We start from the raw sequence: 12,947 nt of genomic DNA, 5'->3' as shown, positions 1-12,947 counted from the left end.
AGCGCCTTCTGAAGGAATGTAAATGGTCATAACGCTTATGGATCGTTATCGCGGCAGCTTGCTTGGGCTGGCGTGCGGCGACGCAGTAGGAACCACGGTTGAATTCATGCCCCGCGGCAGCTTTTCTCCCGTCACAGATATGCTTGGAGGCGGGCCGTTCAATCTCAAGCCTGGCCAATGGACGGACGACACGTCCATGGCGCTGTGTCTGGCCGAAAGCTTGTTGCACAAGGGCGGCTTCGATGCGAACGACCAGATGGGACGTTATCTGAATTGGTGGAAGTGCGGGTATCTGAGCTCTACCGGTGAGTGTTTCGATATCGGGATGACGATTCGCGATGCGTTGGCGATGTTTCAGCAAACTGGCGACGGTTTTTCGGGCTCAACGAATCCCTATTCCGCCGGTAATGGATCAATGATGCGCCTTGCGCCTGTGGTGTTGTTCTATTTCCCAGACTTGGAGAACATCCGCCGTTTCACTGCGCAAAGCTCACGCACAACCCATGCTGCCCAGGAAGCCATCGAGTGTTGCCAACTGCTGGCAGAAGCCATCGGTAACGCACTGAGCGGTGTTTCGAAAGGTGAAGTGCTGAGCTTCTCAAACACCTCTTTGTCAGCTCCAAAGGTCACGGCTATCGCACGCGGCGAATACCGCGATAAAACGCACACCGAAATCGTCGGCTCAGGTTACGCGGTGGCTTCCCTGGAGGCCGCATTCTGGTGCTTCGATCACACTGCCAGTTTCGCTGAGGCTGTGCTTGCTGCCGAAAATCTGGGGGATGACGCTGACACCACCGCCGCAATCGTAGGTCAATTGGCAGGTGCATATTATGGTGTGCACGCTATCCCTATCGGTTGGCTGGACAAGCTATGGATGCACGATGAAATCCAAGACACCGCTGATGCCTTATACAGTGCCTCGCTCATGCAGCGACAAGGCTTAGAACCGCTCCAATCGATAGGGCCGTAACTCAGCCACCCGCTCTCCCGTCGCGAGTTGCCCAACCCTTTCGGCGGTCACCGCCGCCTGTGTCAGCCCCAAATGCTGGTGCCCGAACGCAAGCAGTACTTTGCCGTCGCACACCCGGTCGATGATCGGCAGCGAGTCGGGCAGGGACGGCCGAAACCCCATCCACGGCGTGGCGCCACGGTCGCTGAGGTCGTGACGAAACAGTCCTTTGCTCAAGCGATGCAGTTGCCAGGCCCGTTGCATATTGGCCGGGCGGTCGAGGCCGGCGAATTCGACTGTGCCGGCCAGGCGCAAACCGCCGGACAGGGGGGTCATGATGAACTTGCGCTCCAGCGAGGTGACGGCAAAGGGCAGGCGCTGATGCTCGTGGGGCAGCATCAGGTGATAACCGCGCTCGGTGTCCAGCGGCACCTGTTTGCCGGTCAGTGCGGCGGTGAGTTTGGCCGAGTGCGCACCGCAGGCGATGAGTACTTGGCGCGCTGTCAGTACACCTTGGTCGGTCATCAATGAAACGCCGTTGCCCTCCAGGCGTCCATCCAACACGCGCTGCTTCAGAAATTGCACACCCTCGGCCTTGGCCGCGTTCACCAGTTCGCCCACCACGGTGTACGGGTCGACAAAGTGCCCGGTAGTGGGGAAGAACAATCCGCCTTGTATCGCGTCGCTCAGTTGTGGCGCGGCCTTGCGCACCGCATCGCCGCTCCAGAAGTTCACAGCTACGCCTTGCTGAGTCATGCGCTGCTGCAACGCATCGATGGCAGCGCGGGATTCGGCGCGCTCAAACACCAGCAGTGAACCGTCTTCACGCAACAAATGCGCTTGCCCAATGGAGTGCAGCAAGCGCTGCCACGCGCCCAGGCTGCCTTCGTTCAATGCACGCAGGCCGGCCACGGTGCGCTGGTAGCTTGCCGGTCGCAGATTCAACAATAGGCGAATAAACCAGGGCAGGGCGCGGGGCAGGTAGGTCCAGTCCAGGCGCAGTGGGCCCATGGGGTCCAGCAGCATGGCCGGCAAGCGCTTGAGGATCGACAGGTCAGCAATGGGAAATACCTGCTCTGTCGCCAGGTGACCGGCATTGCCGTAGGAGGCGCCCATGCCCGGCGCCTGCGCGTCGACCACCAGCACTTGGCGGCCCTGGCGCGCCAGCTGCAAGGCACAGGCGACGCCGATGATGCCGGCGCCCACCACCACAATGTCTGCTTGATTGGGCTGGGCCATGGCTACGCCTCTCTCTGGCCGTCAAGCAGGCGCCGCAGCCCTAGCGGGTTGTCGTGCCCGAGCGCAGCGGGCAGTAAGGCATCCGGGAAATCCTGATAGCACACCGGCCGCAGGAACCTTTGGATCGCCGCCGTGCCCACCGAGGTGCTGCGCGCATCCGAGGTCGCCGGGAACGGCCCGCCATGCACCATCGCATCGCAGACTTCCACGCCGGTCGGCCAGCCGTTGACCAACAGGCGCCCGGCCTTGCGCTCCAGCACGGGCAGCAGGGCCCGGGCTTGTGGCAGATCCAGGTCATCCATATGCAAGGTCGCGGTGAGTTGACCTTCCAGGTGTTCGGATACCCGTCGCACTTGCTCGGCATCGCCGCATTCCACCACCAGCGAGGCGGCGCCGAAGACCTCGGCCTGCAGGTGTTCGTTGCTCAGGAATGCCTGGGCCTGAGTTACGAACAGATGGGCCTGGCCTTGGTTCGGCCCAGCTCCCGCCAGGCCCTTGGCGGCGACTTGGGCGTGCCGGGCCAATGCACTCACGCCGGTTTCGTAGGCGCTGAAGATGCCCGGGGTGAGCATGGTCTGCGCCGGGCAACGTGGAAGCAGATCACTGGCGACCTTGATAAATCGGTCCAGGGCGCTGCCTTTCACGGCGATTACCAAGCCAGGGTTGGTGCAGAACTGGCCGGCACCTTGGGTCAGTGACGCGACGAAACCTTCGGCCAATGGCTCGGCCCGTGCTTCAAGCGCGGCAGGAAACAGGTACACAGGGTTGATCGAACTCATTTCCGCATACACCGGGATCGGCTCAGGGCGTGCCTGCGCGGCCTGGCACAGGGCGATACCGCCACCGCGTGACCCGGTAAAACCCACGGCCTTGATGCGCGGGTCGGTCACCAGTGCGATACCCACCTCGTTACCCGCGCCATAGAGCAGTGAAAATACCCCTTCGGGCAAACCACACTGTTTGACCGCCTGGGCAACGGCGCGGCCCACCAGTTCGCTGGTGCCGGGGTGGGCGCTGTGGGCCTTGACCACCACCGGGCAACCGGCTGCCAGTGCCGATGCGGTATCGCCGCCCGCCACGGAGAAGGCCAGGGGAAAGTTGCTTGCCCCAAACACTGCGACCGGGCCCAGGGCGATATGTCGCTGGCGCAGGTCGGCGCGGGGCAGCGGTTGGCGCTGGGGTTGCGCGGTATCGACCCGTACGTCGAGCCATTCACCCAGGCGTACAGTGCGGGCAAAGGCGCGCAGTTGCCCGCAGGTACGACCGCGTTCACCTTGAATGCGTGCGCGGGGCAGGCCGGTTTCGGCGCTGGCGCGTTCGATCAATTCATCGCCCAGGGCTTCGATGTTATCGGCAATGGTTTCAAGAAACCCGGCGCGGTCTGCCAAGGTGGTTTCGCGGTAAGTATCGAACGCGGCCCATGCCAGTGCGCAGGCCTGCTCGACCTGCTCGCTGTCGCCGCCGGCATAGGCGGGTTCCAGTGGCGTGTCGGTGGCGGGGTTGATAGCGCGGATCGCATCGCGATGGCCGCAAAGGGATTGCTGACCAATCAGCATCTTGCCTGTCAGAGTCATGGGGCATCCTGAAAAACAGAGGGGTGTTGTAGGAGCGAGCAAGCTCGCTCCTACAGAAAATCAAGCGACGTTCTGTTCCGCCGACCAGTTGGCATACCACTGGCGGAACAGCGCGTACTGCTGCTCGGCATAGCGGCGCTGGGCAGCGCTGAGCACATCGGTTTCGTTGAAGTGCAGGGCGTACTCCTGGTCACCGTTGAGCACCATCAGGTGCTTGTAATACAGCACCAGGTCGCAGCCTTCGTCGAACGACGACAGCACCGCCAGCGCGGCTTCCAGTTCGCGCGCCTGGCGACGGGCCTTGGCATCGCCCTTGGCGGCTTTTTTGCTCAGGGCCACCAGTTGCAGGACTTCCCGTGGCAGCGCGTTGCCGATGCCGGTGATCGCGCCGGTGGCGTTGCAGTTGACGAAACCGTGCACCACCTGGGTGTCGACACCGACCATCAGGGTCACGTCATCGTCCTGGGAGGTGATGTTTTCTGCGGCGTAGCGCAGGTCGGCAGCGCCGCCGAACTCCTTGAAGCCGATCAGGTTCGGGTGCTCGCGGCGCAGTTCGAAGAACAGATCGGCGCGGGTGGCGAAGCCGTAGTAGGGACTGTTGTAGATCACCGCCGGCAGGTTGGGCGCAGCGTTGAGGATCGCCGCGAAGTGGGCCTTTTGCGCGGTGACCGAAGCCCCACGGGACAGCACGCGGGGAATCACCATCAAGCCATGGGCGCCGACCTTGGCGGCATGGGCCGCGTGGGCCACCGCCTCACGGCTGTTCACCGCGCCGGTGCCGACGATGGTCGGCACGCCGGCCGCGACCAGACGCGCCACGCCTTCCTGACGCTGAGCCTCGGTGAGCAGCGGCCAATCGCCCATGGAGCCGCAATACACCACCGCGCTCATGCCGATATCAATCAGCTCGCGGCCTTTGGCGACCAGTGCGTCAAAGTCCGGTTGGCGCTCGGCAGTGCAGGGGGTCATCAGGGCGGGCATGCAGCCGGTGAAGATGTTGTCGCTCATGGTGCTAACTCCATTCAGGTTAATAAATAAAAGGCTCAGATGCCCCAGGCAAAAGGGTCCTGCTCGTCGATCAGCAAGGTGCTGTCGGCAGTCATGTACGCGCGGCCGGTGATGAAGGGACGCACGCGTTCGCCGTCCCATTCATAGCGGCCCTGGAACTGGCTGCCGGTGATGCTGGCTTGTACCCAGGTCTGCCCCGCCGCGAGTTTTCCATCGGCGGCCAGGCACGCGAGCTTGGCGCTGGTGCCGGTGCCGCAGGGGGAGCGGTCATAGGCTTTGCCGGGGCACATCACGAAGTTGCGGCTGTCGGCCTGGGCGTCGTCGGCGAACAGTTCGACATGGTCGATCAACGCGCCGTCTGCGCCGTGAATACCTTGGGCCTCAAGGGCCTTGAGCATCGCCCAGGTGTAGTCGGTCAAGACGTCAACGTTGCTCATCTGCAGGGCCTGGCCGTGGTCCGACACCAGGAAAAACCAGTTGCCGCCCCAGGCGATGTCGCCCAGCACCACGCCATACCCGGGCACCTGCACCGGTACCTGCTGGCGGTAGCGGTAGGCGGGCACGTTGCGCAGGGTTACGCCACCGTCTTCGTGCAGCGTGGCTGCCACCGGGCCTACCGGGGTGTCGATGGTGTGGACACCTGGCGCGATAAGGCCGAGGTAATGCAGGGAGGCGACCAGGCCGATAGTGCCGTGGCCGCACATGCCGAGGTAGCCGGCATTGTTGAAGAAAATCACTCCACAGGTGGCGCCCGGCGTGACCGGCGCGCAGTACAGTGCACCGACCAGCACATCGTTGCCCCGTGGCTCCAGCAGGCAGGCGCGACGCCATTGATCGTGATGAGTGCGCAGATCTTCAAGCTGCTCGGCGACGGTGGTGCCCGCCAGGGCCGGGAAGCCGTTCATGATCAGGCGCGTGGGTTCGCCACCGGTGTGGGAATCGATTACATGCAGTCGCTTCATGGAAGTTTCCATCAGTGAGTGGCCGCCGAGAGGGGAGTGTCGTAGTGGCTGTCAGGGACCGCTTCGCTTTCATCGTCTTCGGTCTCCAGGCGCACCAGGTGGGCCGGCACACCGGTGGCGGCGCCCCAGTAGTAGATGCCCAGGGCACAGGCCGCCACGACCAGTGTGTCAAACGGGTGGCTGATCACGCCGATACCGCCAAAGCTGCCGAGCTTGGAGAGCAAAATGGTCACGGCGTAGAAGCCGATCAACCAGGCCGAGGAGCGTACTTGCTGCTTGAGATTGAGGTGCGCGGTCGGTACCCAGCGTGCACACAGCAGGTACACCACAAACATCAGGATTTGCAGGCCCAACAGCCATGACACCGTGTTCCAGCCTGACCAGTACACGATCAGCGCGGCGATGATGAATGACAGCGGGCCCAATACCGCCATGCCCTTGACCCGGAACGGCCGCGCCATGTCCGGTGCATTGCGGCGCAGAGCGGCGACGGTCACCGGGGCCACGGCGTAGCTCAGGATCAACGCGGCGGACACCACGTTGATCAGCGCTTCCCACGACGGGAACGGCAGGGTCCAGAACACCGACAGGCCAAAGGTCAGCCACAGCGCCGGACGCGGGATGCCGGACTTTTCATCGATGCGCGTGAAGATCTTGAAAAAGGTGCCGGTCTGCGCCCAGCCATACACCACGCGCGGGGTGGCATTCATGTAGATATTCCCGCATCCGCTGGGGGAGATCACCGCATCGGCCACCACCAGATAAGCCAGCCAACCTACACCCAGCGCCAGAGCGATATCGCGATACGGCAGGGCCAGCTCCTTGCTGATGCCGGCCCAGCCATTGGCGAGCATTTCGGTGGGCACACCGCCGAGGAACGCGGTTTGCAGCAGCACATAGATGGCAGTCGACAACAGCACCGAGAGAATCAGCGCGATGGGAATGGTGCGCTGCGGGTTCTTGACTTCGCTGGCCACCGAAATGATCGGCGTCAGCCCCAGGTAAGCGAAGATTACGCCGCCAGCCGACACCGCCATCTCAATGCCCGAGAGGCCGAACGGTGCAAAACCATGCATCTGGAAGTTCGCCGGTTTGAAGAAGGTGAACAGCACACCGATCACCAGCAACGGCACGATGAACTTGAACACGCTCACCAGGTTATTGGCGATGGCGAACGTCTTGACGCTGCGGTAGTTGAGGATAAAGAACAGGCATAGCAGCGCGAACTGCACCAGCCAGCCCAGGGTGGTCGGGTCGCTGGAACCAGCCTTGGTCAACTCCGGAAACCACGCTGCGGCGTATTGGCGCGAGGCAACCACTTCAATCGCCACCAGGCTGGAAAACGCGATCAGCGTGATAAAGCCCATCAGGTAGCCCAGCAACGGGCCATGGGAGTACACCGGGTAACGCACTACGCCACCGGCGCGGGGCAGGGCGGCGCCGAGTTCGCAATAGACAATGCCCAGCAACAGCACGGCGAATCCACCCAGCAACCAGGAAAAAATCCCCGCCGGGCCGGCGATGGCCGACACATGACTGGCGGCGAATAACCAACCCGAACCGAAGATGGCTCCCAGCCCGATAAAGGTGAGGTCCATCAGTGACAGCTGTTTCTTGAACTTGCCTTGGCCTGACATAGCGGCGCCTTCTTGTGAGTTATTGGATAGGCATGCAGTGGCGCTATCGTGAACTCGCCAGCCCGGCGGCGATTGATGTTTTACGTGGGGATGAATGACGAATTCAGCACAATTTCCCGCACTCGACAGCGCCCGGCACATGGCGCAATCTGCTGGCCGTCGATCAATAAAAGGGCGGTGAAAGTCATGTTGCACAGCGCGTTTGCGAGCCTTCTCCACGGCAGCCGCCCCGACAGCATCGAGCAGCTATTGAACGGGGTAGAGCAGTTATTACCGATGTTCGACGTGCTGCCCAACGCCGCGATTTTTATCAAGGACATCGACGCCCGCTACGTGCTCGCCAACCGCACCCTGGTGCAGCGCTGCGGCCTGAGGCAGTTGCAACCGCTGCTGGGCAAGACCAGCGCCGAGGTGTTCCCTGCGCAACTGGGGCCGGGCTATACCGAGCAGGATCGGCGTGTGCTCGAACGGGGGCAGGTGTTGGAAGACCAGCTTGAATTACACCTCTACGGCACCCGCGAACCCGGCTGGTGCCTCACGCACAAATGGCCGCTGTACAACCGGCTCGGTGCAATCATTGGCTTGGCCGGGATTTCGGTAGACCTGCAATCGGCCAGCGAAACCCATCCGGCTTATCAACGCCTGGCGGCGGTGGATGAACACATCCGCACCCACTTCAACCGCCGCGTCACCTTGGGTGAGTTGACCCGTATCGCCGGGATTTCCGTGGCGCAGCTGGAGCGCTACTGCAAACGCGTTTTCCACCTGACGCCCCGGCAGATGATCCAGAAGGTACGCCTGGAACATGCCCGGCTGTTGTTGCATAGCGAGCTGCCGATTACCGAGGTGGCATTGCAATGCGGGTACACCGACCACAGTGCGTTTACCCGCCAGTTCAAGGCATCGACCGGGTTCACCCCCAGGCAGTATCGGCAGACAACGCCAAGAGACAAGACAGACGAAAATCCAGTGTGGGAGGGGCGGTGCGACGATTCGACTTGCTCCCGATAGCTGTGGGTCAGATAAACATATGCTGACTGACACACCGCTATCCACATTTTAGATTGCTGCCGGCCCTGGCTCTATTTCAATGCAACGAATGGCGCGCACGCCCCTCATATGCTTACGAGTAACCTTTAATGACCACAGGTACCGAGCTTATGACCGCGGCGAACAACGATCATGTGAACTGGCTGGTGCAACAATCCATGCTGCACGCGGCGCGGCAGCGGGCCAAGCTCTACTCCGGGCAAGGGCGCTTGTGGCAGCAGCCCTACGCGCATACCCGGCCGCGTGATGCGTCAGCCTTGTCGTCAGTGTGGTTCACCGCCTACCCGGCGTCGATTGTCACCCGCGAAGGCGGCACGGTGCTCGAAGCGCTGGGGGATGAAACCCTGTGGCATGCCTTGTCGAAAATTGGCATTCAAGGCATTCACAACGGCCCATTGAAAAAGTCTGGTGGCTTGGCTGGCACCGAACATACCCCGACCATCGACGGCAATTTCGACCGCATCAGTTTCGACATCGACCCGCAACTGGGCACCGAGGCGCAGTTGCAGGCGTTGACGCGCATGGCCGCCGCGCACAATGCGGTGATCATCGACGATGTAATCCCATCCCACACCGGCAAGGGCGCGGATTTTCGCTTGGCGGAGATGGCCTACGAGGACTACCCCGGGCTGTACCACATGGTGGAAATCCGTGAGGAAGATTGGCCGTTGCTGCCGGACGTGGTCGAGGGCCGTGATGCACAGAACCTCAGCCCGGTGCAGGTGGACGCACTGCGCGACAAACACTACATCGTTGGCCAGTTGCAGCGGGTGATCTTCTTCGAACCCGGGGTAAAGGAAACCGACTGGAGCGCCACGCCAGAGGTGGTCGGCGTGGATGGCAAACCACGGCGATGGGTGTACCTGCATTACTTCAAGGAAGGCCAGCCGTCGCTCAATTGGCTGGACCCCTCGTTCGCCGCGCAGCAGATGATCATCGGTGATGCGTTGCACGCCATTGATGTGATGGGCGCGAAGATCCTGCGCCTGGACGCCAACGGTTTTCTCGGCGTGGAGCGCAAGCTGGACGGTACCGCCTGGTCGGAAAGCCATCCGCTGTCGATCACCGGCAACCAGTTGCTCGGCGGCGCAATTCGCAAGGCCGGTGGTTTCAGCTTCCAGGAACTCAACCTGACTGTGGATGACATTGCCTCCATGTCCCACGGCGGCGCCGACCTGTCATACGACTTCATCACCCGGCCAGCCTACCAGCACGCGTTGCTGATGGGCGACACTGAATTCCTGCGCCTGATGCTGCGCCAGATGCACACGTTGGGCATCGACCCGGGTTCGTTGATCCACGCGCTGCAGAACCACGACGAACTGACTCTGGAGTTGGTGCACTTCTGGACGCTGCACGCCCATGACACCTTCCTGTTCCAGGGCCAGACCTTTCCCGGCAACATCCTGCGCGAGCATATCCGCGAGCAGATGTACGAACGACTGACCGGTGAACATGCGCCGTACAACCTCAAGTTCGTCACCAATGGCGTGTCCTGCACCACGGTCAGCATCATCACTGCTGCCCTGGGCATTCGTGACCTTGAGGCGATTACCGCTGCGGATATCCAGCAGATTCGCCAGATCCATTTGCTGCTGGTGATGTACAACGCCATGCAGCCTGGGGTGTTCGCGTTATCCGGCTGGGACCTGGCGGGCGCGCTGCCGTTGGCGGCCGAAGACGTGGCGCACCTGATGGCCGATGGTGATACCCGCTGGATACATCGCGGCGCTTACGATCTGGTCGACCTGAACCCCGAGGCCGAGCTGTCGGCCGGGCAGATGCCGCGCTCCAAAAGCCTGTACGGCAGCCTGAACCACCAGTTGCAGGACCCGGACTCATTCGCTTCGCAATTGCAGAAAATCCTCAGCGTACGCCGCGCCTACGACATCGCCGCGAGCCGTCAGATCCTGATACCGGATGTCGAGCATCCGGGGTTGCTGGTCATGGTTCACGAACTGCCGGCGGGCAAGGGGACGCAGATCACTGCGCTGAACTTTGGTGCCACGCCGATCACCGAATCCCTGCACCTGCCTAACATCGCACCGGGGCCGGTGGTGGATATCATCAATGAGCGTGTAGAAGGGGACCTGACAGAGGAGGGCACGTTCACGATTACGCTGGATGCCTATGAAGGGCTGGCATTGCGGGTAGTGAGCAGCACGCCGATGTAAATGGATATTGGCCCGACGTAGGAGCGAGCTTGCTCGCTCCTACACCTGGCATTATGGCAAGCCGATCAATGATGCTTATTCTTGTGCTTATGCTTGTTGCCTTTGTGCTTGGCGCCGCCTGAGCGATGATCGCTCTCGTCATCGGCCAGGTTATTACCCAGCGCGCCACCGGCTGCACCACCGACGCCTGCGCCGATGGTCGAACCGGTGGTGCCGCCCAGGCGATTGCCAATCAGCGACCCGCCGGCCGAACCCAAACCGCCGCCAATCGCCGCTTCGGTTTTATTGCCCTTTTGCGCGCCAACTGCGCCACCGGCGGCGCCGCCCACGCCTGCACCGATAGCCGCGCCGGTCGAACCGCCGAGCTGTTGGCCTACCACATTGCCCAACGCGCCGCCGACACCGCCGCCCAGCGCGGCAGTGCCATCTCCGGCGGCCAGGGCCCCTTGGGAAATCAGGATGCCCAATGCCAGGGCAGGGAATGTCATTTTCATTTTTTTGTACCTCAAGGGCTGTCTCAGGCGCTCACGGGTTAAAGCACGCCTGGCATTCAGATTAGAGCACATGCGGTATCACTGCGGTTTTTGCGATAGTCATTGGCGCAAGAAAAAATTTCTTGCAGCCCTCTTGAATTTCTTTTTCGCGTCCATAAATTTTTGATCACGCGATGCCGAATGCGGGTCGCGTACTAAATCACTTGGAGAAACTCAGGAGATTTTAAAATGGCTACTACCCTTTCGTTGGCCCCACTGTTCCGTCAATCGGTGGGCTTTGACCGCTTCAACGACCTGTTCGAGTCGGCGCTGCGTAGCGAGGCTCCGAATTCCTATCCACCTCACAACGTGGAAAAGCACGGTGATGACGCCTATCGGATTGTCATCGCGGTTGCCGGCCTGACCGAGGAGGATCTGGATATCCAGGTCGAAAGGGGCGTCTTGACGGTTTCCGGCGGTAAACGCGAAACCGACGATAAGGTCGCTTACCTGCACCAAGGCATTGCTCAACGTGCCTTCCGGTTGTCGTTCCGCCTGGCGGACCACATCGAAGTGCGCGGCGCAGCCCTGACCAATGGTTTGCTGAGCATCGACCTGCAGCGCGAGGTGCCTGAAGAGGCCAAGCCCAAACGCATCACGATTGGTGGCGAAAGCAGGCCTGAACTGCGTCAGGTAAGTGTGCAGTAAAGCAAACGGCGGTAAAAAGGCGCTCTACGGAGCGCCTTTTTTGTGCGCGTTAACCCTCGCCCTTGATCGCAAACAACTTCCTGGCTTCGGCAAAACACTTCTCGGCAATGGCCGAGCGTGGTTCGGTCTTGCGCATCACCATGCCCAGGGGCGCGAGGACGCTGGCGTCCGGCAGGTTAATGAACGCCAGGTTCTCGATCGGGCTTTCCAGGCCGCTGTCCAACGGCATGATCGCGCAGCAGAAGCCTTCGTGGATCGCCTGAAACAGTTGATAGGTGGAATCGCTTTCGAGGATGGGCTGCGGATCCAGGCCACGGCTGCGGAAACTCAGGTCGATGGATTTGCGGTAGTGCATACCGTTACTGATCATCCCCAGTGGCAGTTCGGCGGCGTCTTCCCAGCTCATTTGGGTGCCTTCGAAATGGAAGTGGCGGGTGTCGTAGAGCAGCCCGACACGGGTCTCGCCCATTTCGAAAAAATCCAGGTAGTTGGGATTGACGTGGTCCAGGTAGCACACACCCAGGTCCAGCTGGTTGGTGCCCAGCGCTTCGATGATCCTGTCCGAACTCATGGATGTGAGGCTGAACTTGAGTTCCGGGAAGGTGTGGGACAAGTCCTGAATGAAACTGATCGGGTTGAAACCGCTCAGGGGCACCAGGCCCAGGCGCAGGTTACCGACCAGTTGGCCACGGCAAGCGGCGGCTTCGGCGAACAGGCCGTCGTGGGCGGCGAGCAGGGTCCGGGCCCAGGCCAGTACGCGCTCGCCGGCTTCGGTGAAGCCTTCAAAGCGCTGGCCGCGGGTGACCAGCTCCAGGCCAAGCTCATCTTCCAGGTTGCGCAGGCGCATCGACAGGGTCGGCTGGGTGATATGGCAGCGTGCAGCAGCCTGGCCGAAGTGCCGGGTCTGCTCCAGCGCGATCAGGAATTTGAGTTGCTTTATGTCCATTAATGCACCTGCCTGGGAATAAGTGAAAAGCCGTTCATGGCGCAAGGTGCTGGAACCCCGCGCAACCCGGCGAATGAATGAGCAGACGATCTCATTGTAACGGCAGGCACGTCCAATCACCTGTATTGACAGAGTGATTGATGCACTCGATAGCAGTCCAGGGCCGGCAGTAAAAGCCGGGATAGAAACGCTCGATAACCCGGTCAGTCGTAACGATTAGACAGCCA

The 12,947-nt window shown here is 61.5% G+C and carries 11 protein-coding genes; 4 read left to right on the top strand and 7 right to left on the bottom strand.

The window, feature by feature from the left end; all coding sequences use genetic code 11:
- Window positions 1-22: 22 nt before the first annotated feature.
- The gene (locus JH25_RS25545; RefSeq protein ID WP_032875606.1) at window positions 23-970 is read left to right on the top strand and encodes an ADP-ribosylglycohydrolase family protein; all 948 of its coding nucleotides are present in this window, start codon (window positions 23-25) and stop codon (window positions 968-970) included.
- Here the strand turns inward: JH25_RS25545 and JH25_RS25550 are convergent.
- Genes JH25_RS25550 through JH25_RS25570 form a run of 5 tightly spaced genes read right to left on the bottom strand, consistent with a single transcriptional unit; the run spans window position 941 to window position 7,369 of the window.
- Window positions 941-2,188, bottom strand: coding sequence for an NAD(P)/FAD-dependent oxidoreductase (locus tag JH25_RS25550; protein WP_032875603.1), 1,248 nt, complete (start codon window positions 2,186-2,188; stop codon window positions 941-943). The two genes, JH25_RS25545 and JH25_RS25550, sit on opposite strands and share 30 nt — an antisense overlap.
- Before the next feature lie 2 nt (window positions 2,189-2,190).
- Window positions 2,191-3,762, bottom strand: coding sequence for an aldehyde dehydrogenase (NADP(+)) (locus tag JH25_RS25555; protein ID WP_032875600.1), 1,572 nt, complete (start codon window positions 3,760-3,762; stop codon window positions 2,191-2,193).
- 60 nt (window positions 3,763-3,822) lie between these two features.
- Window positions 3,823-4,770: a dihydrodipicolinate synthase family protein gene (locus tag JH25_RS25560; protein ID WP_032875598.1), complete on the bottom strand. Its 948-nt coding sequence runs from the start codon at window positions 4,768-4,770 to the stop codon at window positions 3,823-3,825.
- 35 nt (window positions 4,771-4,805) lie between these two features.
- Entirely contained in the window at window positions 4,806-5,732 is a 927-nt protein-coding gene (locus JH25_RS25565) for a 4-hydroxyproline epimerase (RefSeq protein WP_032875595.1), read from the bottom strand.
- 11 nt (window positions 5,733-5,743) lie between these two features.
- Complete coding sequence (locus JH25_RS25570; protein WP_032875592.1) at window positions 5,744-7,369, bottom strand: APC family permease; 1,626 nt, start codon at window positions 7,367-7,369, stop codon at window positions 5,744-5,746.
- A 186-nt stretch (window positions 7,370-7,555) separates the two neighbouring features.
- Between JH25_RS25570 and JH25_RS25575 the strand changes: the two genes are divergently transcribed.
- On the top strand, window positions 7,556-8,380 hold the full coding sequence (locus tag JH25_RS25575; RefSeq protein WP_032880964.1) for an AraC family transcriptional regulator: 825 nt from the start codon (window positions 7,556-7,558) through the stop codon (window positions 8,378-8,380).
- Between the two features lie 149 nt (window positions 8,381-8,529).
- Window positions 8,530-10,593: a maltose alpha-D-glucosyltransferase gene (gene treS, locus JH25_RS25580; RefSeq protein WP_032875589.1), complete on the top strand. Its 2,064-nt coding sequence runs from the start codon at window positions 8,530-8,532 to the stop codon at window positions 10,591-10,593.
- Window positions 10,594-10,658: 65 nt separating this feature from the next.
- On the opposite strand, the gene JH25_RS25585 is transcribed toward treS, so the two are convergent.
- Window positions 10,659-11,087: a glycine zipper domain-containing protein gene (locus JH25_RS25585; protein ID WP_032875586.1), complete on the bottom strand. Its 429-nt coding sequence runs from the start codon at window positions 11,085-11,087 to the stop codon at window positions 10,659-10,661.
- 228 nt (window positions 11,088-11,315) lie between these two features.
- Here JH25_RS25585 and JH25_RS25590 point away from each other — a divergent pair, with 228 nt between their 5' ends.
- Window positions 11,316-11,774: an Hsp20 family protein gene (locus JH25_RS25590; RefSeq protein ID WP_032875583.1), complete on the top strand. Its 459-nt coding sequence runs from the start codon at window positions 11,316-11,318 to the stop codon at window positions 11,772-11,774.
- Window positions 11,775-11,823: 49 nt separating this feature from the next.
- Here JH25_RS25590 and JH25_RS25595 read toward each other — a convergent pair whose 3' ends face one another.
- Complete coding sequence (locus tag JH25_RS25595; RefSeq protein ID WP_032875580.1) at window positions 11,824-12,720, bottom strand: LysR family transcriptional regulator; 897 nt, start codon at window positions 12,718-12,720, stop codon at window positions 11,824-11,826.
- Window positions 12,721-12,947 lie beyond the last annotated feature (227 nt).

The organism is Pseudomonas sp. BRG-100 (genome assembly GCF_000737955.1).
Lineage (GTDB): Bacteria > Pseudomonadota > Gammaproteobacteria > Pseudomonadales > Pseudomonadaceae > Aquipseudomonas > Aquipseudomonas synxantha_A.
The sequence above is the reverse complement of the archived record's forward strand: the minus strand, read 5'-3'. Positions and strand labels throughout refer to the sequence as shown.

Coding starts and splice junctions, on each gene's coding strand:
- JH25_RS25565 (WP_032875595.1), bottom strand. CDS start 5,732: ATGAAGCGACTGCATGTAATCGATTCCCACACCGGTGGCGAACCCACG.
- JH25_RS25555 (WP_032875600.1), bottom strand. CDS start 3,762: ATGACTCTGACAGGCAAGATGCTGATTGGTCAGCAATCCCTTTGCGGC.
- JH25_RS25585 (WP_032875586.1), bottom strand. CDS start 11,087: ATGAAAATGACATTCCCTGCCCTGGCATTGGGCATCCTGATTTCCCAA.
- JH25_RS25575 (WP_032880964.1), top strand. CDS start 7,556: ATGTTGCACAGCGCGTTTGCGAGCCTTCTCCACGGCAGCCGCCCCGAC.
- treS (WP_032875589.1), top strand. CDS start 8,530: ATGACCGCGGCGAACAACGATCATGTGAACTGGCTGGTGCAACAATCC.
- JH25_RS25570 (WP_032875592.1), bottom strand. CDS start 7,369: ATGTCAGGCCAAGGCAAGTTCAAGAAACAGCTGTCACTGATGGACCTC.
- JH25_RS25550 (WP_032875603.1), bottom strand. CDS start 2,188: ATGGCCCAGCCCAATCAAGCAGACATTGTGGTGGTGGGCGCCGGCATC.
- JH25_RS25595 (WP_032875580.1), bottom strand. CDS start 12,720: ATGGACATAAAGCAACTCAAATTCCTGATCGCGCTGGAGCAGACCCGG.
- JH25_RS25545 (WP_032875606.1), top strand. CDS start 23: ATGGTCATAACGCTTATGGATCGTTATCGCGGCAGCTTGCTTGGGCTG.
- JH25_RS25590 (WP_032875583.1), top strand. CDS start 11,316: ATGGCTACTACCCTTTCGTTGGCCCCACTGTTCCGTCAATCGGTGGGC.
- JH25_RS25560 (WP_032875598.1), bottom strand. CDS start 4,770: ATGAGCGACAACATCTTCACCGGCTGCATGCCCGCCCTGATGACCCCC.